Genomic DNA, 20822 nt, shown 5'->3' with positions numbered 1-20822 from the left:
CGCCCCGCGCGAATGTAGGGTGATCTGTCATGGCAGGTCTCCTGACTCGCGGGTCGGGGCGTTAGTCGGGCCTTCCCGGTTTCCCAGTGGCATGTGCCGAACACGCTCGCCGCTTACAGTTGCGGGGGCAGTCGTGGTCTTTCACCACGTTCCCTTGTCACCGGGTTTGGCCCGGACCATGACTGTATTGGCCTACAACCGGGCAGACGGCATTGCAAGCGTCCCGATGCCCAGGTCAGTTATGGGAAATGATGGGACGGGCTGGACCAGACGGCTGTCAAACTCGAATCAAATCCAGGATTCGGCTGGAATTTGGATGTGTTTTTGTGGATTGCAGGAGTAAGAGGCGATAAGAAATCAGGATGTTCTAGTTTTGTTTCTTGCCTGTCCGGGAATTCATGGGCAGAGAATTCGGGCAACGCTATTTTCTATATATTGTGATGGATTGTTTATAATTTCCCTTATGTGCCAAATTATTTGATAATTCAGCACCAAACACGGGTTTCATCCGGTTGGTAAAACAGGATGTTGTGGTAATTTCCCATAAAAAACTGTTGCAGCCCATGATTTCCCGTGGCATCCATCTTCACAAGATGAGAGCAGGCACAGCAAACGAGGCACAGACCTCGACGCGGTACCAAAAACAAAAAAAGCAGGTTTCATACAGGCACCCGCTTTCATCGAACGACAGAGATCCGGCGCGCGGGCGAGCAGACATCCCCCCAGGTGGCGCGCGCAGTCGGACTTCCCGGAAACGGGACACGGGCGGCGGGTTGATCAGTGGCAGCAGATCAACTCGCCGTTTCCGTTTCCAGGGGTCAGAATAGTGAAAGGACCGGTTGGGCAGTGACCCGGAAGCTGAGGTTCAGAGGCGAAAGCCACCACAAGGTGGATGGCAAGGGTCGGGTGTCCATCCCGGCCTCGTTTCGCCGTGTGCTGGAGGCAGGCGACCCCAACTATACCGACGGGCTGAACCCCGAGCTTGTCATCGTCTATGGCGACAAGCGCCGCAAATACCTTGAGTGCTACACCATGCAGGCCATCGAAGAGGTCGATGACAAGATCGAGGCGCTCCCGCGTGGGTCGGTCGAGCGCAAGATGCTGCAACGCCTGTTCAACGGGCAATCCCACGCCACCAGCGTGGACGAGACCGGGCGGCTGGTGCTGCCCTCCAAACTGCGCCAGAAGATCGGGCTGACGGGCGAAGCGTTCTTTATCGGTGCCGGCGACACCTTCCAGATCTGGGAACCCGGCACATATGACGCCGAAGAGCTTTCGGCGACCGAGGAATGGCTGGACGAGCTGCCGGATGATGTTGATCCGCTGATCTTCCTGGATCAGCACCAAGGAGGCTGAGTGCGTATGTCTGCTGCCGCTGCCACACGTTCCAAAGACCCACATGTTCCCGTTCTGCTTGCCCCGCTTTTGCGGGCTGTCGCGCCGGTGCAAGGCGTCTGGGTGGATGGCACCTTTGGCGCTGGCAGCTATGCTCGCGGGCTGATCGACGCCGGCGCCGACAAGGTGATCGGAATTGACCGCGATGCGCTGGCGCACGAGATGGCGTCGGCCTGGATAGACGACTACGCCGGCCAAATCGATCTGCACCGGGCGAATTTTGCCGAAATGGACGAGATCGCGTCGGATGTTGATGGCGTGGTGCTGGACCTGGGTGTGTCGTCGATGCAGCTGGACCGGGCGGACCGGGGGTTTTCCTTCATGAAGGATGGCCCGCTCGACATGCGCATGGGGCAGGACGGGCCGTCGGCGGCGGATATCGTGAACACCGCCGACGCGGTCGAGATCGCGGATATTCTCTACACATACGGCGAAGAACGCGCCTCCCGCCGGATTGCCAAGGCGATTGTCGCGGCGCGCGCGATCACCCCGATCACGCGCACACTGGAACTGGCCGGGATCATCGAGACCTGCTTGCCGCGCCCGAAGCCGAATCAATCGCATCCTGCGACACGCAGTTTTCAAGCGCTGCGCATCGCGGTAAACGACGAATATGGCGCGCTGATGCAGGGGCTGATGGCGGCTGAGCGGGCCTTGAAGCCGGGCGGTTTTCTGGCCGTGGTCAGTTTTCATTCGGTCGAGGACCGGATGGTGAAGCGGTTCATCCAGTCCCGCGCGGGGCAGACCGGGCGCGCCAACCGATATGCCCCCGAGATCGAACGCGCGGCCCCCGCCTTTGACATCGTGACCCGCAAGGCGGTGGGGCCGGATGCCGACGAGCTGGCCGAGAACCCGCGCGCGCGATCGGCCAAGCTGCGCGTGGCGCGCCGCACCGAGGCCCCGGCGGGCGAGATCGGCGCGGGGCAGATCGCCCTGCCGCAACTGAAGGACGACCGTTGATGCGTTCCCTGCTCTATGTGCTGACGTTCATGGCCGTCATCGCGGCGGCCTTTTGGGCCTATCACGAGAATTACAAGACCCAGGCCGCGCTGGCCAAGGCGCAATCCGTGCGCTCTGACATCAGCGACGCGCGGGCCCGTCTGGCGGTCCTCAAGGCGGAATGGGCCTATCTCAATCGCCCGGACCGGCTGCGTGATCTGGTCGAGGTGAATTATGAACGGCTCGGACTCCTGCCGTTTGAACCAGACCAGTTCGGCCGGGTTGACCAGATCGCCTATCCCGAAGAGCCGGAAGATGACCTGCCGATCACCTACCCGGTCGAAATTTCCAGTGCAGGAGCGCAAGAGCCATGATCCGCACGCCGCTTCGTCCCCTCGCGCGGATCCTGGATGCCCGGCGCAAAGGCGAAAACCCCGATGCGATCGAGCGGGAAAACCTGCGCATTCGTCAGGAACAGATGCGCGACACTGCCAGGTCGCGCGCCGAAGGGCGGCTTCTTGTCATGGCGATCATGTTCTTTTGCGCCTTTACCGTCGTGGGCTTGCGCATGGGCTCTCTTGCCGCCTCGGAGCCGGCTGAGCCGCGCGCGCAGGTCTCCGGTGCGTCGATCATCGCCAGCCGTGCCGATATCGTGGACCGCAAGGGCCGTATCCTCGCCACCAATATGGAGACGTTCTCGCTTTACGCGCATCCGCAGCAAATGGTCGACCCGCAGCGCAGCGCAACCGAACTTGTGAAGATATTTCCCGAGCTTGACGAGGACCGTTTGCGCAAAGACTTCACCGGCAAGCGCAAGTTTTTGTGGGTGCGCAAGAAGCTGAGCCCGGAGCAAAAGCAGCTGGTGCATGATATCGGCGAGCCGGGGCTGCTGTTCGGGCCGCGCGAGATGCGGCTTTATCCCAATGGTGCCCTGGCGTCGCATGTTCTTGGCGGGGCCAGTTTCGGCCGCGAGGGGGTGCATTCGGCCGAGGTCATTGGCACCGCCGGGATCGAGAAGTTCTTCGATGCCGAATTGCGCGATCCCGCCCGCGAAGGTGCCCCGCTGGAATTGTCGCTGGACTTGACGGTGCAGGCGGTGGCGGAACGGGTGCTTCTGGGCGGGATGAAGCTGTTGAATGCCAAGGGCGCATCGAGCGTCCTGATGGACGTGCAGACCGGCGAGGTGATCTCGATTGCCTCGCTGCCGGATTTCGACCCCAATGACCGGCCCCGCCCGCTGACCCAAGGCGAAGCGGCGGACAGCCCGCTTTTCAATCGCGCAGTCCAGGGGGTTTACGAGCTTGGCTCGACCTTCAAGGTGTTTGCCGCTGCGCAGGCGCTGGAGCTTGGATTGGTCAGTCCCGAGACGGTGATCGACACGTCCGGGCCAATGAGGGTCGCAGGCTTCAACATCGGTGAATTCAACAACAAGAACTACGGCCCGCTGTCGGTGTCGGACATCATCGTCAAGAGTTCGAACCGGGGGACAGGGCGGCTGGCCTTGTCGATCGGGCCGGAGCGACAGCAGGAATTCCTGAAACGCCTGGGGTTTTTTGAGACAATACCGCTTGAAATCGTGGAGGCGGGGGGGGGGAAGCCGCTCTTGCCGAAAAAATGGACCGAGTTGTCGAGCGTGACAATCTCTTACGGACACGGCCTGTCATCGAGCCCGCTGCACCTTGCCGCCGGGTACGCGGCGTTTGCCAATGGCGGGCACAAGGTCGTGCCGACCTTGCTCAAACAATCTGGCCCGCAACTCGGCCCGCGGCTGATGTCCGAACAGACGGCGACGCAAAGCCTTGACATGCTGCGCAAGGTTGTCACCGAGGGCACGGCCAGCTTTGGCGAAGTGGCGGGATATTCGGTCGGCGGCAAGACCGGCACGGCCGACAAACCCAAGCCGCGCGGCGGTGGCTATTACGACGACAAGGTGATCAACACCTTCGCATCCGTCTTTCCGACCAATGATCCGAAATACGTGCTGATCGTGACGCTAGACGAACCGGTCGAGACAAGCGGCAGCGAGCCGCGCCGCACCGCCGGGTGGACCGCTGTTCCCGTGGCGGCGGAAATGATCCGACGCATTGCGCCGCTTCTGGGCTTGCGCCCAGAGGTCGAAACGCGGCATTTGGACGGCATGATCAACACCTCGAACTGAGGACAGTCGCCTGACCAAAGGCGCAAAGGACAAAGGGCGCGGCATGGGGCCAGATGCAAAAAGCCTGACGGCTCTCGGGTTGACCGCGCGCGGCGGGGCCGATGCGTTTGTGACCGGATTGGCTGTGGACAGCCGGGATGTGAAGGATGGCTATCTCTTTGCGGCTCTTCCCGGCACGCGGATGCATGGTGCCGAATTCATCGAATACGCGCTGCGCATGGGGGCAGCGGCCATCCTGACCGACGTGGAAGGGGCCGAGATCGCCAGAGATGCGCTGGACGGCTCCCCTGCGGCCCTCGTGATCGCCGCCGATCCACGCCAGACAATGGCCTTCTGCGCTGCGCTGTGGTTCGAAAAGCAACCCGACACGATGGTCGCCGTGACGGGCACCAATGGCAAGACCAGCGTGGCAAGCTTTGTCCGGCGCATCTGGCAATTGCTGGGCCATTCGGCTGTCAACCTTGGCACCACCGGCGTCGAGGGTGACTGGCAGTCGCCTCTGGCCCACACCACGCCGGAGCCGATCACGCTGCATCGCGCACTCGCTGCCGCGACGGAGGCGGGTATCGAGCACGCGGCGATGGAGGCGTCCTCGCACGGGTTGGCGCAACGGCGGCTCGATGGTGTGAACCTGCGCGCGGCAGGGTTCACCAATTTCACCCAGGACCACCTTGATTACCACGAGAGTTTCGAAGCGTATTTTGACGCCAAGGCAGGGCTGTTCGCCCGTGTGCTGCCCGAAGACGGGATCGCTGTCATCAATATCGATGATGCGCGCGGCATCGACATGCTGGCGATTGCGCGGGCGCGCGGGCAGGAAATCCTGACCGTGGGCCGGGGCGACGGGGCCGATATGGCGCTGCTGGCGCAACGCTTCGATGCCAAGGGGCAGGATGTGCGGATCCGCTTTGGCGGTGAGACATTCCAGACCCGGCTGAACCTGATTGGCGGCTTCCAGGCGGAAAACGTCATGGTTGCCGCCGGTCTTGCGATTGCCAGCGGTGCGGTCCCGGACCGTGTCTTTCCGGTTCTGGCTGAACTTGAAACCGTGCGCGGTCGGATGCAACTGGCCGCAACACGGGCCAACGGCGCGGCGGTTTACGTGGATTACGCGCACACGCCGGATGCCGTGGCGACCGCGGCCCAAGCGCTGCGCCCGCATGTCATGGGGCGGCTTGTCGCGATTGTCGGCGCAGGCGGCGACCGGGATCAGGGCAAGCGCCCGCTCATGGGCGCCGCTGCGGCCGAACACGCGGATGTGGTTATCGTGACCGATGACAATCCCCGCACCGAGGACCCGGCGCTGATCCGCGCGGCCGTCCTGGAAGGCGCGCCGGAGGCGGCGGATGTGGCGGACCGCGCCGAGGCGATCCTGCGCGGCGTCGACGCAGTGGGGCAGGGAGATGCGCTTTTGATCTGCGGCAAGGGGCATGAGACCGGGCAGATCGTCGGCACCACGGTGTTTCCCTTCGATGATGCCGAGCAGGCGAGCGTGGCCGTGGCGGCGCTGGACGGGAAACTGGCATGACGCTCTGGACCAGTTCGGAGGCCGCGAAAGCGACCGGCGGGACATCCACCCGCGACTGGTCGGCAACGGGGGTGTCCATCGACACGCGCAGCCTGGACCCCGGTGATCTCTTTGTGGCCCTGACCGCTGCGCGGGACGGGCACGATTTTGTTGCGCAGGCGCTGGAAAAAGGCGCAGCGGCAGCGCTGGTCAGCCGTGTGCCGGAGGGCGTCGCGACGGATGCGCCGCTTTTGATCGTCGACGATGTGCAAACAGGGCTGGACGCGCTGGCGCGGGCGGCCCGGGCGCGGACCGGCGCCAAGGTGGTCGGCGTGACCGGATCGGTCGGCAAGACCTCGACCAAGGACATGTTGCGCACCGTTCTGTCCGCGCAAGGCGCGACCCACGCCGCCGAGGCAAGCTATAACAATCACTGGGGTGTGCCGCTGACGCTTGCGCGGATGCCGAAAGACAGCGACTTCGCGGTGATCGAGATCGGCATGAACCATCCCGGCGAGATCGCGCCGCTCAGCCGGATGGCCCGGCCGGATGTTGCCTTGCTGACAACTGTTGCCCCGGCGCATCTCGAAGCCTTCGAGAGCATCGAGGGAATCGCGCATGAGAAGGCGTCGATCTTCGAAGGGTTGCAGCCGGATGGCACGGCAGTGTTCAACGGCGATGTCGCGACCTCGGACATTTTGCGCGACGTCGCGAGCCGTTACACTGAAAACCTGATTTCGTTCGGAGAATCGGACGAATGCGACCTTCAAGCCACGTCCATCATCACACATGATGACAGGGTTGTCGTGACGGGCCGCGCCGGAACTGACCCGGTGCTTTTCAAGGTGCACGCGGCGGGCAAGCATTTCGGGCTCAACGGCATGGGTGTTGTCGCGGTGGCCTCGGCGCTGGGGCTGAACCGGGCATTGGTGACCAACGACATCGGTCGCTGGCATCCCGGAGCGGGGCGTGGAGCGCATGCCACTGTCACGCTGGACAGTAGCGACCCGGATGCGACGCTGGCGCTCATCGATGATGCCTATAACGCCAACCCGGCATCGGTTGCGGCGTCACTGGTGGTTCTGGCGGCAGCGCCGGTACAAGACGACACGGGGCGCGTGCGCCGCGGACGCCGGATCGCGGTGTTGGGCGACATGAAGGAACTGGGCCCGACGGGGCCTGAGCTGCATGCGGCGCTGGCCGACCTGGAGGCGACAGGGTCGCTGGACCGGGTGCATTGCGTGGGGCCGCTCATGCGGCACTTGCACGAGGCTCTGCCAGAGGCCAAACGCGGCTTCTGGTGCGAAACGGCGGCAGAGATGGCGGACCGGATGCCGCGCGCCCTGGACGCCGGGGATGTGGTCGTGGTCAAGGGATCGCTCTCAATGGGGCTGTCCCGCGTGGTTGACGCGATCCGGAATTTGGGTGAAAGCGACGCTGAAGGATGAAGTTTGCATGTTGTACTGGTTGACCGCTCTGTCCGACGGGGGCGATTTTTTCAATCTCTTTCGGTATATTACCTTCCGCGCGGGCGGCGCTTTCCTGACGGCGCTGTTGTTCGGGTTCTACTTTGGCCTGCCGCTGATCAACGTGTTGCGCAAACGGCAGGGCAAAGGCCAGCCCATCCGCAGCGACGGGCCTGAGGGGCATGTCGCGAAGGCGGGAACCCCCACGATGGGCGGGCTTTTGATTGTCGGCGCACTGCTGACATCGACGTTGCTTTGGGCGCGTCTGGACAACGCGTTTGTCTTGATGGTGCTGTTCGTGACCGTGAGTTTCGCGCTTATCGGCTTTGCCGACGATTATTCCAAGGTGAAAAAACAGAATACGGCCGGTGTGTCCGGCAAAATACGGTTGCTGCTGGGGTTCTTGATTGCCGCGATTGCCGGTTTCTGGGCGGCACAATATCATCCGGAGGCGTTGACCAACCAACTGGCCTTTCCGGTGTTCAAGGATACGCTGCTGAACCTCGGCTATCTTTTCATCCCCTTCGCGGTCATCGTGATCGTCGGATCGGCCAACGCCGTGAACCTGACGGATGGTCTTGACGGGTTGGCGATCATGCCGGTGATGATCGCCGCCGGGACACTCGGTGTGATCGCCTATGCCGTGGGGCGGGTCGATTTCACCGATTACCTGGACGTGCATTACGTGCCGGGCACCGGCGAGATCCTCATTTTCACGGCCGGGCTGTTTGGCGGCGGGCTTGGGTTTTTGTGGTATAATGCACCGCCAGCGGCCGTGTTCATGGGAGACACCGGATCGCTTGCGCTGGGTGGCGCCCTGGGCGCCATCGCGGTGGCCACCAAGCACGAGATCGTTCTGGCCATCGTTGGCGGGCTTTTCGTCGTGGAAGCACTGTCGGTGATCGTGCAGGTGTTCTACTTCAAGCGCACCGGAAAACGCGTGTTCCTGATGGCTCCGATCCATCATCACTACGAAAAGAAGGGCTGGGCCGAGCCGCAGATCGTGATCCGGTTCTGGATCATCTCGCTTATCCTTGCCCTGATCGGTCTGGCGACGCTCAAGGTGCGCTAAGGCGCCCGACCCGAAACGGCGTAATCGGTTTTTCAGACAAGTTGAGCGCAAACGATTGCGCGCAGGGTGCCTCGTCCTTTCGCCTGCGGCGACGTCCTCGGGCGGGTGGGTCGCGTGACGCGCTTGTTTCGCGGCGTGCCACTGGTGGATGGTGGATTTGCATATTTGGAAAGAGAAGAAGTCCAGACTGGTTTTTTGCGGTTGTGTCAACTAAACTTGACATGTGGTGCCAAGCGGAGGCTGACATGGATGGGGGTCGCATCGGCCTGACAGTGCCGGAGATCGGGGGCGCGCCGCGGGCGGGTCTGTGCACCGATTGTGGCGTGTCGCGCATGGGGGATGGCCGCGCCTGCGGGCGCGTCTGCCAGTTCATTCAGCCGGATTACGATGGTTTGGAAGCGCGTGTGCATGGGCGTTTGGCCGGTGCCGGGGACGAGGCGTTTTTCGGGGTCACGCAGGCCATGTACCGTGCGCGGCTGGAGCCGGCTGCGAAGGATGCGCAATGGACCGGGGTGACGACCGAATTGGCGGCCGAGCTGCTCCGCGCCGGTGCTGTGGACGCGGTTCTGGCAACGGCACCGGACCCGGAGGATCGCTGGAAGCCGATGCCGGTGATCGTGACCCAGGCCGGGCAGATGGCGCAGTGTCGCGGGATGCGCATGGGGTTCGGACCTCTTCTGGCGCTCCTGGAGCCGGCACGGGAGGCGGGACATCGGCGAATTGCCGTGATCGGCATCCCCTGCCAGGTCTACGCGCTGCGTGCGCTCGAGGCGGAACTGGGTTTTGACGAGATCACGGTGATCGGTACGCCCTGTTCGGACAATACGACGACCGACAATTTCCATGCGTTCCTGGCGCGTCTGGACGACAGGCCGGAGACGGTGTCTTACCTCGAATTCCGCGCCGATTACCGGGTCGAACTGCGCTTCGATGACGGGCGCAAGCCGCGGTTCATTCCGTTTCTGAAGCTGCCGCTGTCGGATTTGCCGGCGGATTTCTTTCCGATGACCTGCAAGACCTGTGTCGATTACACCAACCGGCTGGCGGACATCACGGTGGGGTATATGGGCGGTGATGGTGACCAATGGCTGATCGTGCGCAATGCGCGCGGGGCGGCTGTCCTGGACCGGCTGGGGGACCGGGTGGTGCGGAGCGCCTTGACGGACAAAGGCAAGCGTGACGCGGCGGTGACGGGGTTTCTGGTCAACACCGAACGCGCGGCGGGCGGTCTTCCCTTGCGGCGGATGCCGGACTGGGTGCGCCCCATCGTGGCCTGGTTGCAGCCGCGCATCGGGCCTCGGGGACTGGAGTTTGCACGGGCGCGCGTCGAAATGAAGGCGATCGAGACAATTTTGCACCTGCGGCGGGTGCATCCGGCGCGGATCAAGAACATGGTGCCCGCGCATGTCTGGCGGGTCGCGGCGAAATATGGTCTGGTTCCCGTCAAAGACGAGACGCGCGACCGCGACAACGGTTAGATTGCGCACAAGGACACCGCGCAGTAGGGAGGTGCGCAGATCGAGGATCATCGCCCATGACACGCATTTCCCATATCCGGTTGGATGACGGCAATCTGCCTCCGCCCACCCCCGAGATCGAACAGGAACGCCGCGTGGCCATGTTCGACCTGATGGAGCACAACACTTTCGACTTGCCCGCGCGCGATGGCAGTGACGTGCCAGCGGGGCCGTATAACGTCGGCCTGTCGATAAAGGACAAGCGGTTGGTCTTTGACGTTACCACGGAACGGCACGAGAAAGCGGCCGAATTTCACTTGTCGCTGACGCCGTTCCGGCAGGTGGTGAAGGATTATTTCCAGATCTGCAAATCCTATTTCGACGCTGTGAAAACCCTGCCGCCCAGCCAGATCGAGACGATCGACATGGCGCGGCGCGGCATTCACAACGAAGGGGCCCGCATCCTGCAAGAAAGGCTTGAAGGCAAGGCGATGGTGGATGACGACACGGCCCGCCGCCTCTTCACGCTGGTCTGTGTGCTGCATTTCGGGGGGTGAACCTTTGGGGGCGTTGCCGCAGTCGATCCTGTTTTGCTGCGACCATAACGCTGTCCGCTCCCCGATGGCCGAGGGGATCATGAAGAAGCTGTATGGCCTTGAAACCTATGTCCAATCCGTGGGGGTGGTCAATGATCTCGAGATTGACGGGTTCGCCATCTCTGTCTGCAAGGAGATCGGGGTCGAGATGAGCCGCCATCAGTCGCGCAGTTTCGACGAGATGGAACAGACCGGCGAGGCTCTGTCCGGTTTCGACCTGATCGTGTCGCTGTCGCCGGCCTCTCAGCGGCGGGCCCTGGACCTGACGCGGTTTTATCATCTGACGGTGGAATATTGGTCGATCATGGACCCGACCGGGCTGGGCGAGCTGCGCGACCAGAAGTTGACTGCCTATCGGCAGACGCGCGACCAGCTGGTGGATCAAATGCAGCGCAAATGGGGAGAGGGGCGATGAGCCGGGACACGATCGAGCGGTATTTCGATGCGTTCAATCGCAATGACATTGCGGGGATGCTGGATTGCCTGGACGAACAGGTCGCACACCACGTGAACGAGGGGTCTGTCCGTGTCGGGCGTGAGGCGTTTCACGCATTTTGCGCGCATATGGGGCGGTGCTATGACGAATCCGTGACCGAGCTTGTGGTCTTCGTGGCCGAAGACGGCGCGCGCGGCGCGGCGGAGTATATGGTGAATGGCACTTATTTGCAGACCGATGCAGGATTGCCGGAGGCGCGGGGGGAGGGATATCGCCTGCCGGCCGGATCGTTCTTTTCGCTGGAGGACGGCAAGATCAGCCGCGTGGTGACGTATTACAATCTCAGCGACTGGATCGCACAGGTGTCCTGATGCGGGTCGAGGTGTTGACCGGGGCCGCGCTGGAGGCGGCGCTGGAGGATGTGGCGCTGCTGCGCATCCGGGTGTTTCGCGACTGGCCTTATCTCTATGACGGGGAGCTGGCCTATGAGTGGGATTACCTTGCCGCTTACCGCAACAGCCCCGACGCGATTCTTGTCGGGGCTTTTGATGGCGCGCGCCTTGTCGGGGCTGCGACCGGAACGCCGATGGTCGATCACGCCGATGATTTCGCGGCAGCCTTTGACGGGTCCGGGCTTGCGCTGGGCGATATCTTTTACTGCGCAGAGTCGGTGCTTTTGCCCGAGTACCGCGGGCAGGGCGTCGGGCATCGGTTCTTTGATCTGCGCGAGGATCATGCACGGTCCTTGGGGGCGCGTGTCTCGGCGTTCTGCGGGGTGGTGCGCCCGGACGAACACCCTCTGCGGCCGGATGGGTATGTGCCGCTGGACGGGTTTTGGCGCAAGCGCGGCTACCAGCCGCTGGAAGGCGCGGTGGCGTGGTTTTCGTGGCGTGACGTGGATCAGGCCAGTGAAACCCGCAAGCCGTTGCAGGTCTGGACGCGAGTCTTGGACGGGGGTGCGGCATGAAGATTGCAACAGCGGCATATCCAATGGATTTTCTCGCATCATGGCAGGCTTACGAAGAAAAGCTGACGCGATGGGTAAGTGAGGCTGCCGGTGAGGGGGCCGATATTCTGGTCTTCCCGGAATATGGTGCGATGGAATTGGCGACGCTCGCGGGGCGTGCCGCCGCGCAGGATCTGGAACTGTCCTTGCATGCCGTGTCGGACCGGATTCCCGCGGCGGATGCGTTGCATGCGCGGTTGGCCGAGGCGCATGGTGTCTACATACTTGCTGCCTCGGCCCCCTTTTTTGATGCCGAAATCAGCGACCGGCCGGTAAATCGCGCGCGGTTTTTTGCCCCGGATGGCAGTATGGGCATTCAGGACAAACAAATCATGACCCGATTCGAACGCGAGGATTGGGGCGTCGTGGCTGGTGGGCCATTGCGCCTGTTCGAGACACGGTTCGGCACGCTTGGTATCCTGATCTGCTATGATTGCGAGTTCCCGCTGCTTGGGCGCGCCATGTCGGATGCGGATGTCCTTCTTGTGCCGTCTTGTACGGAGGCGTTGACAGGCTATTGGCGTGTCCGCATCGGTGCAATGGCGCGTGCGTTGGAAAATCAATGTGTTACCGTCATGTCTTCAACCGTTGGATCATGTGATTGGTCCGAGGCTGTGGACGAAAATACCGGCGCGGGAGGTTTTTTCGGTCCGCCTGACACGGGTTTCCCGCCAACGGGCGTGATGGCTGAGGGTGTCCTGAACCATTCGGGATGGACCTACGCCGAGATCGATCCGCACCGGATTTCGCATGTGCGAGCCGATGGTGTTGTGCTCAATCGTCGGCACTGGAACGAGCAGTCCGGGCGTGACGTGATTGCCGAAACCCGCAGACTGGGTTGAATTGCCCTTGATAAACGGGCGATTTGCCCCCATTTAATGGCGCGCCTCGCACTCTGTCGGGGCGGTTAGTTAAGGAGAAACCATGGCCAAGGAAGATACGCTCGAATTTCCCGGTGTCGTTAAGGAACTCCTGCCTAACGCGACGTTTCGGGTCGAGCTTGAGAACGGCCATGAGATCATAGCGCACACGGCAGGCAAGATGCGCAAGAACCGGATTCGTGTTCTTGCGGGCGACAAGGTGCAAGTCGAAATGACACCGTATGATCTGACCAAGGGTCGGATCAATTACCGCTTCAAGTAAGCGTTTCATGAAGCTGATCCTGGGTTCCGGCAGCCCCCGGCGGCGGGAGCTTTTGGCGCAGATCGGGGTGGAGGCGGATGATATCCGCCCGCCCGACATCAACGAAGATCCGCGTCCCGGTGAATCGGCGCGTCCGTACTGCGTGCGTCTTGCTCGCGAAAAGGCGTTGGCTATCCCGGCGCGCGATGACGAGATCGTTCTGTCCGCCGACACGACGGTGGCCATGGGCCGGCGTATTCTGGGCAAGCCGGCTGATGCGGCCGAGGCGGCGCAGTTTCTTTACGCCCTGTCCGGGCGACGTCATCGTGTCGTCACGGCGGTGGCCATACGGCGGGGTGAAGCCCTGTGGGAGCGGGACGTGGTGACCCAGGTCAAGATGAAGCGTCTGAGTGATGCCGAGGTGAATGCCTACCTGGCGACTGATGATTGGCGCGGCAAGGCCGGTGGCTATGCCATCCAGGGGCCTGCCGGGGCATTCGTGCCATGGATCAATGGCAGTTTCAGCGCGGTTGTCGGTTTGCCTTTGGCCGAAACGGCAAACCTGTTGGTGGCGGCGGGTTACCCGCTTTACACGGGGGCGGCATGAAGGGCCGACTGATCGCGCTGGATCATGTGCAGGGCCGCGCGGCGGCGGCGCTCATGGTCGATGGTCAGGTCGAAGACCTGTTCGTCGAGGCCGATCGACCCGCGCCTGGTACGATCTACCGTGCAATTTGCGAACGCCTGATGAAGGGGCAGGGCGGCATGTTCCTGCGTACCCCCGATGGGTCGGCCTTTGTCCGGCAGGTCAAGGGGCTGGCCCCCGGGCAAAGCCTGCTGGTGCAGGTCACCGGCTACGCCGAGCCGGGCAAGGCGATTCCGGTCACGCACAAGCTGCTGTTCAAGAGCCGCTATGCGATCGTCACGCCGGATGCGCCCGGGATCAACGTATCGCGCCGGATCAAGGATGACGACCTGCGCGAAGGCCTGTTGGAGATTGCGCATGACATCATGGATGCGGGCGGGGTCGGCCTGATCCTGAGATCGTCGTGCGAAGGCGCCGGGACTGGTGAAATCGCCGATGACATCGCAGCGATGGCGGACTTGGCGCAGACCGTGATGCACGAACCCCGCGGTGACGCGGAAACGCTGTTGGAGGGGGATGGGCCGCATCTTCTTGCTTGGCGCGAATGGAGCGAGACTGCCGAGATCGACCCTGTCGACGGCAGCTTTGAGCGGCATGGCATTCTGGATGTGCTCGACAGTCTGAGAACCCGCGACGTGCCCCTTGGCGCGCAGGCGTCGATGGCGATCGAACCGACAAGGGCGCTGGTCGCGGTGGATGTAAACACGGGCGGTGACACCAGCCCGGCTGCGGGGCTCAAGGCGAACCTTGCCGCGGTCAAGGACCTGCCGCGCCAGTTGCGGCTGCGGGGTTTGGGCGGGCAGGTCGTGATCGACCTCGCTCCGACTGCCAAGAAGGACCGCCGCCAGATCGAATCCGCCCTGCGCGCATCGCTCAAGCGCGACAGCGTGGAAAGCGTTTTCGTGGGGTGGACACCGCTGGGGCATATCGAGTTACAACGCAAACGTGACCGACTGTCCCTGAGCGAGGTGCTGACATGAGCTGTCCGATCTGTGGCAAGGAAACGCATGCCGAGGCGCGGCCGTTCTGTTCGAAACGCTGTGCCGATCTGGACCTGTCGCGCTGGCTGAACGGGCAATATGCCGTGCCGTCCCAAGACCCCGAGGATATCGAGGCCGCGATCGACGCCGCCGAACAGGCCGCCGAAGACCCTGACAAGCTTCATTAGGTCCACGTGGGCCCGCCTTGAAGGGTCAAGCCTGTCTGTCTGGCAACCAGATCGGGCTGCCGGCTGTCAGGGGGCGATCAGCAAGACCTGGACATCGGCGACATTGGTGCCTGTCGCCCCTGTCATCAGCAGATCACCACTCGCCGCGAGCGCGGTATAGCTGTCGTTGTCAAAAAGCAGGGCCTGCGCATCTTTGCCCGCCGCCGCGATTCGGGGCAGCGTGCCCGCATCCACCAAACCGCCCGCCGCATCCGTGGGCCCGTCGCGCCCATCGGTGCCGCCGGACAGGAACGCCCAGTTCGTCAGGGTCTCTGGCGCGCCCGCGGCCACGCGCAGCGCGAGTTCCTGGTTGCGCCCGCCCCGGCCTGAGCCGCTGAGCCTGACCGTGGTCTCGCCACCAAACAGCAGGGCGGTTGTTTCGGACTTGGGTGTCAGCTCAGACAGGACCGCTCTGGCCGCATCGCTCACGTCTCCGGTAAGCCTGTCAGACACGATCTTCGCGTTCAGCTCCAGATCTTGCGCTGCTTGCATCATCGCGTCGAGGGACATGCGATTCGATCCCACCAGCGTGTTTGTCGCGTCAGGCGCATGGCGGATTGGGACCGTCTGCGCCTTCTGGAGGTGGGATTGGATCGATGGTGGCGTTGCATCCCAAATCCCGTTGTTTTTCAATATGCTGATCGCGTCTTTTGCAGTGCCGATTGACCGGGCCGTGGGGCCGGAGGCAATGGCGCGCAGGTCGTCGCCGATGACATCCGACAGAAGGTAGGCGTGGACCGGCGCAGGGGCGGCCAGGCGCAGGAATCCGCCGCCCTTGAGCCGGCTGACCTGTTGGCGGACAAGGTTCATCTTCACGATGTCCAGCCCGGCCGACAGGAGCAGATCGTTCAGGCGCGCCTTTTCGCCAAGGCTAACGCCTACGGGCGGCGCCGGCAAAAGCGCGGATCCGCCGCCCGAGATCAAGGCAACAACACGGTCTGCCTCCTTTGCCTCGGACAAGAGCCCCGTCACATGACGCGCCGCCTGCGCCCCTGCATCGTCTGGCACAGGGTGTCCTGCGCGCCAGATCTCCGCGCCATGCAAGCTTGCCGTGTTTTCGTGATGGGTCACTGCGACAGCGGCATGGGCATCTGGTATGGCCTTGAGCGCCGCTTCCAGCATGGCTGGTGCCGCTTTGCCTATGGCGATCAGGAACGTGCGGCCCCCCGGCTTTGGGGGCGGGAGCGGCGCCGTGGCAAACCCACGTTTGACCGCCTGCGCCGGATCTGCCGCCGTGATGGCGGCGTCAAACAGTCGGCGGGCCGTGCCGCGCAGATCCGGGGCTTGGGTCATGCCGGTATAGAGCGCCAGACATGCAGTTGTGTCAAATACTTCTGCCGTGACGTTCACTCAACTTGTGAAGATTTGTTTTGCGGAAGAAAGTGGTGGGCGACCTAGGAATCGAACCTAGCGTGCGTCTCCGCGAGGGAGTTACAGTCCCCTGCCACACCTTGCGGCCTGTCGCCCACTGCGCCACGGGACCTGCCCTCGGCATGAGCGCGTGACTACAATTCGCCCCTTGCGGCGTCAACAGGAAAATCCCATCAAGCGCCAAGTACAATTCGACAGGAAATACGGGGGCTGTGATGGTCAAGAAACCGAAATGGGTCGTGGCCAAAGAACAGTCCAGGAAGGCTGCTGCGGCGGAAACCGTCTGGCTTTTCGGCTTGCACGCGGTGCGTGATGCACTTGTCAATCCACAGCGCGAAAGGCTTCGGCTGATTGTGACGCGCAACGCGATGGACAAGCTGGCCGAGGCCATCGAGGTCGCCGGAATCGAAGCCGAAATGAGTGACCCGCGCAATTTCGCGGCGCCGCTTGATCCGCAATCCGTGCATCAGGGTGCGGCGCTCGAGGTCAAGCCGCTCAACTGGGGGCGGCTGGAGGACGTGGCGCTTGCCGGGCCTGATGGCCCCCCGCGCGTCGTGATGCTCGATCGGGTGACGGACCCGCATAACGTCGGCGCGATTCTGCGGTCTGCCGAAGTTTTCGGGGCATCGGCCGTGGTGGGCACGTTGCATCATTCCGCGCCGGAAACCGGGGCTTTGGCCAAGACCGCATCAGGTGCGCTGGAACGGCAACCCTACCTGCGGGAGCGCAACCTCGCGGATGCGATGGAGCGTTTGAGGTCAATGGGTTACGTGATCTTCGGGCTGGATGGCGAGGCGGATAAGACGCTTGAAGAGGCGATCGAGCCGGTGCGCGACAGGCCGATCGCGCTTGTGCTGGGGGCCGAGGGGCCGGGACTGCGACTCAAGACGAAGGACACGTGCGACGGGCTGGTAAAAATCCCGTTCCTGCGGGCGTTCGGGTCGCTCAACGTGTCGAACGCGGCGGCTGTGGCGCTTTACGCCGCACGCGGCTGAACTTGCGGTTCGCGGGGTGCGCGCCAATATCCCACATAAAGGAGATATCATGCCGCGCGGAACGAAGATCGCCACCTGCTGCTACTGCGGAACACGCAAGGCTCTGGTTCTACAGGGAAAAGACCGCCACGAGTTGAGCTGTTCGGCCTGTGGCGCGCCGTTGCACGACATGAAGATGTTGCGGTCGGACGCGGTGGACACATCTGCGCCGACAAGGAAGGCGGCGGGTCATGGGGCCAGGGGACGGCAGAAAAAGGGGTCTGTCACGCCGCTGCCAGTGTGGGAGAGAGAGTCCGGGTTTTCGCGCAAGAAGAAAAAGAAGAAACGGCGCAAGACGCTGACCAAAAGGTTTTTCGAGGAAGCCTTTGATGTGCTGGAGGACATTTTCGACTGACCTGTACAACAGGCGCGGACAGACCGTACGATTCGCCACCTGGATCGTCGGCGATCCACCGCTTTGGGGTCGAAGGGGCAAAGAATGCCCTGCTTTTGTACCGGTGGGTGGTCGTCGTCGTACGGTTCGGCTGTACGGCACGTCGCACTGGTCAATTGCAGTGACGTGATTTACATCCCCGAGTGAAATATCGGAGGCGTCTTGTGACCACATTCGAAAATCCCGGACAGTCCGAGGAAAACTGGGCGGACGCGATTTCCTCGGTCGAGGAGATCATCGAGGACGCGCGAAACGGAAAGATGTTCGTCCTTGTCGATCACGAGGATCGCGAGAACGAGGGCGACCTGGTGATTCCCGCGCAATGGGCGACGCCGGATGCCATCAACTTCATGGCAAAGCACGGTCGCGGGCTGATCTGTCTCGCGATGACGCCGACGCGCGTCGAAGAGCTTGGGCTTGAGTTGATGTCGACGAACAATTCGTCCCGGCATGAAACCGCGTTCACCATCTCGATCGAGGCACGCGAAGGGGTAACGACCGGTATATCGGCGGGGGATCGTGCGCGCACCGTTGCGGTGGCCATCGATGGCACCAAGGGGGCGCAGGATATCGCGACGCCGGGGCATGTGTTCCCGCTGCGGGCCAAGTCCGGCGGCGTGCTGGTCCGGGCCGGGCATACCGAGGCCGCGGTGGATGTGAGCCGGCTTGCCGGGTTGAACCCGTCGGGTGTGATCTGCGAGATCATGAACGAGGACGGGACAATGTCGCGCCTGCCGGAACTGGTGGCCTTCGCGCAGCGGCATAACCTCAAGATCGGGACGATCAGCGATTTGATCGGCTATCGCCGCCGCAACGACAACCTGGTGCGCGTGCAACAGGAAGAGACGATCACCTCGGAATTCGGGGGGGCGTGGAACATGCGCATATACACCGACGAGACCCATGGCGATGAACATATCGTCCTGACCAAGGGCGATTTGTCGGGGGAGGATCCGGTTCTGGTACGCATGCATGCGATGGACCCGATGCTCGACATCGTGGGCAGCGGACCGATCGGGCGGGCGGATGAATTCAAACACGCGATGCAGGCCGTGGCCGATGAGGGGCGCGGCGCCGTGGTCTTGTTGCGCGACACGTCGATGAAGATGGAGACGGGCGACGAGGTGTCGCCCAAGACCTTGCGGCAATACGGGCTTGGCGCGCAGATCCTGTCGTCGCTTGGATTGTCGAAATTGCGGCTGCTGACAAATTCGCCGACGCCGAAAGTTGTCGGACTCGAGGCCTATGGTCTTGAAATCATTGGAACTCAGAAGATTTCGGAGTTGGGATAATGGCAACATCGGAAGAGCATTACACACCGGAGCGGCCGAGCTTCGACCGTCCCGTTAAGCTTTTGATAATGGTTGCCCCCTACTACAAGGCCATCGCGGACCAGTTGGTCGCCGGTGCGCGGGCCGAGATCGAGGCATGTGGCGGCACATATGACCTTGTCGAAGTGCCGGGCGCATTGGAGATTCCCACGGCGGTCGGAATTGCCGAGCGGATGTCGAATTTCGACGGTTACGTTGCGCTTGGCTGTATCATACGGGGAGAGACGACACATTACGAAACCGTCTGCAATGACAGTTCCCGGGGGCTTATGCTATTGGGATTGCAGGGCCTGTGTATCGGCAATGGCATCCTGACCGTTGAAAACATGGGACAGGCCGACGTGCGGGCGGACATGGACGGGCAGAACAAGGGTGGCGGGGCTGCGGCAGCGGCCTTGCACCTGGTCGCGCTCAGCCGTAAGTGGGGCGCTTCACGCAAGGGTGTGGGGTTCGTCCCGCGCACGGATGAGCACCAGATCGCTGGGAATGCCAAGGACCCGAATATCGCATGAACCACGCTGCAAAGCCGCGCCGAAAGGTGGACGAGAAACGCCAGATGAGATCCGCATCGCGGCTCTATGCCGTGCAGGCGTTGTTCCAGATGGAACATTCCGGCCAGTCCGTCGACCGGGTGGCGGCCGAGTTCATGGATCACCGGTTCGGGCTTGCCCAGGTCGAGGGTGAGGATATGGCGGAAGGGGATGTCGATCTTTTTCGCCGGATCACCGACGAGGCGGTGAACTGGCAGGCAAGAATCGACCAGATGACCGACCGCGGATTGGTCGCGAAATGGCCCATCGCGCGGATCGATCCGACACTCCGGGCCTTGTTCCGCGCGGCTGGGGCCGAATTGGTCGCGACGGAGACGCCACCCAAGGTGATCATCAACGAATATCTGGATGTGGCGCGTGCCTTCTTTCCGGACGGCAAGGAACCGCAATTCGTCAATGCCGTTCTGGATCACATGGCGCGGCAGGCACGACCCGACGCCTTTTGATCCGCCACAAATGCGCTTGGGTCCCGTTGTCCCGCAGTGGTTTCAGCCAGGACGCCGTGTCATCGCTGTTCGATAGCTTTGGTGACGTGGCACAAAGTTGCCGGTTGCCGTGCTGGGCGGAGGACGTGGTTTGAAATCTGTGCGAGACGCATTACCTACATATTCGAAAAGGGGAATGCCATGCCCGATCTTATCAAGATGTATATCCGTCAGAGCATCATCGGCTTTGTCCTGTCAGCTGTTTTCGTTGCGCTGCTGCTTTACTTCAATGTCGTCAATCTCTGGCATCTGGTCACGCATACCGATGTCGGACCGTTGGCTGTGCTCCTGCTTTGGCTATTCAACGGAATCGTTTTCGCCGGTGTGCAGTTCGGCATTTCGATCATGTTGATGGCCGATGACGAGGATGATGATGACCATCGCGGTCGCCCGCTCCGCCTGATCCCCTTGCGGGTTGAAGCATACGAATCGCGCAAGTCTCAACGTTTCTTTTCAAGAGATTAAGCGGCGGGAACCACACCAACCGTGAGGTTATCTCATTCCCGAGGACCTGTATGTACAGGTGGGCGTCAGGTAACCGGACCACGGCCCGGCCAGAGCCAACTCCCTCGGAATTGCTTAAGGCCACCGGAATGCAACCTTACACGAGAAGGGCAGAAGCCCGCCTAACCATTAGGTAAGCTGGGAC

General features: G+C 62.4%; 24 protein-coding genes, 1 tRNA gene and 1 riboswitch. Of the genes, 23 read left to right on the top strand and 2 right to left on the bottom strand.

Translation table 11 applies throughout. The annotated features are described in order from the left end of the window. Positions 1 to 13: 13 nt before the first annotated feature. Positions 14 to 196, bottom strand: a riboswitch (cobalamin riboswitch). A gap of 650 nt (positions 197 to 846) precedes the next feature. The 17 genes from mraZ to LCF59_RS07705 all read left to right on the top strand — a co-directional run bounded on the left by mraZ (position 847) and on the right by LCF59_RS07705 (position 14968). Beyond that, positions 847 to 1356 (top strand): division/cell wall cluster transcriptional repressor MraZ, encoded by a 510-nt coding sequence (gene mraZ / locus LCF59_RS07785; protein WP_292286887.1) that lies wholly within the window; start codon positions 847 to 849, stop codon positions 1354 to 1356. 6 nt (positions 1357 to 1362) lie between these two features. Then, positions 1363 to 2355 carry a 16S rRNA (cytosine(1402)-N(4))-methyltransferase RsmH gene (gene rsmH / locus LCF59_RS07780; protein ID WP_292286942.1) on the top strand — a complete coding sequence of 331 codons (993 nt, stop codon included), beginning with the start codon at positions 1363 to 1365 and terminating at the stop codon, positions 2353 to 2355. Continuing rightward, on the top strand, positions 2355 to 2708 hold the full coding sequence (locus LCF59_RS07775; protein ID WP_292286886.1) for a cell division protein FtsL: 354 nt from the start codon (positions 2355 to 2357) through the stop codon (positions 2706 to 2708). Before rsmH ends, LCF59_RS07775 begins: the two co-directional genes overlap by 1 nt. Continuing rightward, entirely contained in the window at positions 2705 to 4492 is a 1788-nt protein-coding gene (locus LCF59_RS07770) for a penicillin-binding protein 2 (protein WP_292286885.1), read from the top strand. Before LCF59_RS07775 ends, LCF59_RS07770 begins: the two co-directional genes overlap by 4 nt. 43 nt (positions 4493 to 4535) lie before the next feature. After that, on the top strand, positions 4536 to 6020 hold the full coding sequence (locus LCF59_RS07765) for a UDP-N-acetylmuramoyl-L-alanyl-D-glutamate--2,6-diaminopimelate ligase (protein WP_292286884.1): 1485 nt from the start codon (positions 4536 to 4538) through the stop codon (positions 6018 to 6020). Next, positions 6017 to 7447, top strand: coding sequence for a UDP-N-acetylmuramoyl-tripeptide--D-alanyl-D-alanine ligase (gene murF / locus LCF59_RS07760; protein WP_292286883.1), 1431 nt, complete (start codon positions 6017 to 6019; stop codon positions 7445 to 7447). Before LCF59_RS07765 ends, murF begins: the two co-directional genes overlap by 4 nt. Before the next feature lie 7 nt (positions 7448 to 7454). Continuing rightward, the gene (gene mraY, locus LCF59_RS07755; protein WP_292286882.1) at positions 7455 to 8537 is read left to right on the top strand and encodes a phospho-N-acetylmuramoyl-pentapeptide-transferase; all 1083 of its coding nucleotides are present in this window, start codon (positions 7455 to 7457) and stop codon (positions 8535 to 8537) included. Between the two features lie 245 nt (positions 8538 to 8782). Then, complete coding sequence (locus LCF59_RS07750) at positions 8783 to 10015, top strand: Coenzyme F420 hydrogenase/dehydrogenase, beta subunit C-terminal domain (RefSeq protein ID WP_292286881.1); 1233 nt, start codon at positions 8783 to 8785, stop codon at positions 10013 to 10015. A 56-nt stretch (positions 10016 to 10071) separates the two neighbouring features. Further along, positions 10072 to 10551 carry a UPF0262 family protein gene (locus LCF59_RS07745; RefSeq protein ID WP_292286880.1) on the top strand — a complete coding sequence of 160 codons (480 nt, stop codon included), beginning with the start codon at positions 10072 to 10074 and terminating at the stop codon, positions 10549 to 10551. A gap of 4 nt (positions 10552 to 10555) precedes the next feature. Then, a complete protein-coding gene (locus tag LCF59_RS07740) occupies positions 10556 to 11005 on the top strand; it encodes a low molecular weight phosphatase family protein (RefSeq protein WP_292286941.1) in 450 nt (149 codons plus the stop codon). Continuing rightward, positions 11002 to 11397: a ketosteroid isomerase-related protein gene (locus LCF59_RS07735; protein ID WP_292286879.1), complete on the top strand. Its 396-nt coding sequence runs from the start codon at positions 11002 to 11004 to the stop codon at positions 11395 to 11397. Before LCF59_RS07740 ends, LCF59_RS07735 begins: the two co-directional genes overlap by 4 nt. Beyond that, a complete protein-coding gene (locus tag LCF59_RS07730; RefSeq protein WP_292286878.1) occupies positions 11397 to 11993 on the top strand; it encodes a GNAT family N-acetyltransferase in 597 nt (198 codons plus the stop codon). Before LCF59_RS07735 ends, LCF59_RS07730 begins: the two co-directional genes overlap by 1 nt. Next, the gene (locus LCF59_RS07725; protein ID WP_292286877.1) at positions 11990 to 12874 is read left to right on the top strand and encodes a carbon-nitrogen hydrolase family protein; all 885 of its coding nucleotides are present in this window, start codon (positions 11990 to 11992) and stop codon (positions 12872 to 12874) included. The genes LCF59_RS07730 and LCF59_RS07725 overlap by 4 nt, the downstream gene beginning before the upstream one ends. A gap of 82 nt (positions 12875 to 12956) precedes the next feature. Next, entirely contained in the window at positions 12957 to 13175 is a 219-nt protein-coding gene (gene infA, locus LCF59_RS07720) for a translation initiation factor IF-1 (protein ID WP_005978431.1), read from the top strand. Positions 13176 to 13182: 7 nt separating this feature from the next. After that, the gene (locus LCF59_RS07715) at positions 13183 to 13761 is read left to right on the top strand and encodes a nucleoside triphosphate pyrophosphatase (protein ID WP_292286876.1); all 579 of its coding nucleotides are present in this window, start codon (positions 13183 to 13185) and stop codon (positions 13759 to 13761) included. Beyond that, positions 13758 to 14780, top strand: coding sequence for a ribonuclease E/G (locus LCF59_RS07710; protein WP_292286875.1), 1023 nt, complete (start codon positions 13758 to 13760; stop codon positions 14778 to 14780). Before LCF59_RS07715 ends, LCF59_RS07710 begins: the two co-directional genes overlap by 4 nt. Next, entirely contained in the window at positions 14777 to 14968 is a 192-nt protein-coding gene (locus LCF59_RS07705; protein ID WP_292286874.1) for a DNA gyrase inhibitor YacG, read from the top strand. Before LCF59_RS07710 ends, LCF59_RS07705 begins: the two co-directional genes overlap by 4 nt. A 66-nt stretch (positions 14969 to 15034) precedes the next feature. On the opposite strand, the gene LCF59_RS07700 is transcribed toward LCF59_RS07705, so the two are convergent. Then, complete coding sequence (locus LCF59_RS07700; RefSeq protein WP_292286873.1) at positions 15035 to 16300, bottom strand: DUF4147 domain-containing protein; 1266 nt, start codon at positions 16298 to 16300, stop codon at positions 15035 to 15037. A 90-nt stretch (positions 16301 to 16390) separates the two neighbouring features. Further along, a tRNA-Tyr gene (locus tag LCF59_RS07695) sits at positions 16391 to 16474 on the bottom strand. A 119-nt stretch (positions 16475 to 16593) separates the two neighbouring features. On the opposite strand from LCF59_RS07695, the gene rlmB reads away from it, so the two are divergent. From rlmB to LCF59_RS07665, 6 genes are all read left to right on the top strand, one after another. Then, the gene (gene rlmB / locus LCF59_RS07690) at positions 16594 to 17373 is read left to right on the top strand and encodes a 23S rRNA (guanosine(2251)-2'-O)-methyltransferase RlmB (protein ID WP_292286872.1); all 780 of its coding nucleotides are present in this window, start codon (positions 16594 to 16596) and stop codon (positions 17371 to 17373) included. A gap of 49 nt (positions 17374 to 17422) precedes the next feature. Then, complete coding sequence (locus LCF59_RS07685; RefSeq protein WP_292286871.1) at positions 17423 to 17767, top strand: hypothetical protein; 345 nt, start codon at positions 17423 to 17425, stop codon at positions 17765 to 17767. A 203-nt stretch (positions 17768 to 17970) separates the two neighbouring features. Next, on the top strand, positions 17971 to 19098 hold the full coding sequence (ribB, locus tag LCF59_RS07680; protein WP_292286870.1) for a 3,4-dihydroxy-2-butanone-4-phosphate synthase: 1128 nt from the start codon (positions 17971 to 17973) through the stop codon (positions 19096 to 19098). Beyond that, the gene (locus LCF59_RS07675; RefSeq protein ID WP_292286869.1) at positions 19098 to 19649 is read left to right on the top strand and encodes a 6,7-dimethyl-8-ribityllumazine synthase; all 552 of its coding nucleotides are present in this window, start codon (positions 19098 to 19100) and stop codon (positions 19647 to 19649) included. The genes ribB and LCF59_RS07675 overlap by 1 nt, the downstream gene beginning before the upstream one ends. After that, positions 19646 to 20134, top strand: a complete 489-nt coding sequence (gene nusB / locus LCF59_RS07670) for a transcription antitermination factor NusB (protein ID WP_292286868.1) — start codon at positions 19646 to 19648, stop codon at positions 20132 to 20134. The genes LCF59_RS07675 and nusB overlap by 4 nt, the downstream gene beginning before the upstream one ends. 180 nt (positions 20135 to 20314) lie before the next feature. After that, a complete protein-coding gene (locus LCF59_RS07665; protein WP_292286867.1) occupies positions 20315 to 20638 on the top strand; it encodes a hypothetical protein in 324 nt (107 codons plus the stop codon). The last annotated feature ends 184 nt before the right edge of the window (positions 20639 to 20822 follow it).

The sequence above is a fragment of the Marivita sp. genome (genome assembly GCF_020055675.1).
GTDB lineage: Bacteria > Pseudomonadota > Alphaproteobacteria > Rhodobacterales > Rhodobacteraceae > Marivita.
The sequence above is the reverse complement of the archived record's forward strand: the minus strand, read 5'-3'. Positions and strand labels throughout refer to the sequence as shown.

Coding starts and splice junctions, on each gene's coding strand:
- rsmH (WP_292286942.1), top strand. CDS start 1,363: ATGTCTGCTGCCGCTGCCACACGTTCCAAAGACCCACATGTTCCCGTT.
- LCF59_RS07775 (WP_292286886.1), top strand. CDS start 2,355: ATGCGTTCCCTGCTCTATGTGCTGACGTTCATGGCCGTCATCGCGGCG.
- LCF59_RS07770 (WP_292286885.1), top strand. CDS start 2,705: ATGATCCGCACGCCGCTTCGTCCCCTCGCGCGGATCCTGGATGCCCGG.
- LCF59_RS07765 (WP_292286884.1), top strand. CDS start 4,536: ATGGGGCCAGATGCAAAAAGCCTGACGGCTCTCGGGTTGACCGCGCGC.
- murF (WP_292286883.1), top strand. CDS start 6,017: ATGACGCTCTGGACCAGTTCGGAGGCCGCGAAAGCGACCGGCGGGACA.
- mraY (WP_292286882.1), top strand. CDS start 7,455: ATGTTGTACTGGTTGACCGCTCTGTCCGACGGGGGCGATTTTTTCAAT.
- LCF59_RS07750 (WP_292286881.1), top strand. CDS start 8,783: ATGGATGGGGGTCGCATCGGCCTGACAGTGCCGGAGATCGGGGGCGCG.
- LCF59_RS07745 (WP_292286880.1), top strand. CDS start 10,072: ATGACACGCATTTCCCATATCCGGTTGGATGACGGCAATCTGCCTCCG.
- LCF59_RS07735 (WP_292286879.1), top strand. CDS start 11,002: ATGAGCCGGGACACGATCGAGCGGTATTTCGATGCGTTCAATCGCAAT.
- LCF59_RS07730 (WP_292286878.1), top strand. CDS start 11,397: ATGCGGGTCGAGGTGTTGACCGGGGCCGCGCTGGAGGCGGCGCTGGAG.
- LCF59_RS07725 (WP_292286877.1), top strand. CDS start 11,990: ATGAAGATTGCAACAGCGGCATATCCAATGGATTTTCTCGCATCATGG.
- infA (WP_005978431.1), top strand. CDS start 12,957: ATGGCCAAGGAAGATACGCTCGAATTTCCCGGTGTCGTTAAGGAACTC.
- LCF59_RS07715 (WP_292286876.1), top strand. CDS start 13,183: ATGAAGCTGATCCTGGGTTCCGGCAGCCCCCGGCGGCGGGAGCTTTTG.
- LCF59_RS07710 (WP_292286875.1), top strand. CDS start 13,758: ATGAAGGGCCGACTGATCGCGCTGGATCATGTGCAGGGCCGCGCGGCG.
- LCF59_RS07705 (WP_292286874.1), top strand. CDS start 14,777: ATGAGCTGTCCGATCTGTGGCAAGGAAACGCATGCCGAGGCGCGGCCG.
- LCF59_RS07700 (WP_292286873.1), bottom strand. CDS start 16,300: ATGACCCAAGCCCCGGATCTGCGCGGCACGGCCCGCCGACTGTTTGAC.
- rlmB (WP_292286872.1), top strand. CDS start 16,594: ATGGTCAAGAAACCGAAATGGGTCGTGGCCAAAGAACAGTCCAGGAAG.
- LCF59_RS07685 (WP_292286871.1), top strand. CDS start 17,423: ATGCCGCGCGGAACGAAGATCGCCACCTGCTGCTACTGCGGAACACGC.
- LCF59_RS07675 (WP_292286869.1), top strand. CDS start 19,098: ATGGCAACATCGGAAGAGCATTACACACCGGAGCGGCCGAGCTTCGAC.
- nusB (WP_292286868.1), top strand. CDS start 19,646: ATGAACCACGCTGCAAAGCCGCGCCGAAAGGTGGACGAGAAACGCCAG.
- LCF59_RS07665 (WP_292286867.1), top strand. CDS start 20,315: ATGCCCGATCTTATCAAGATGTATATCCGTCAGAGCATCATCGGCTTT.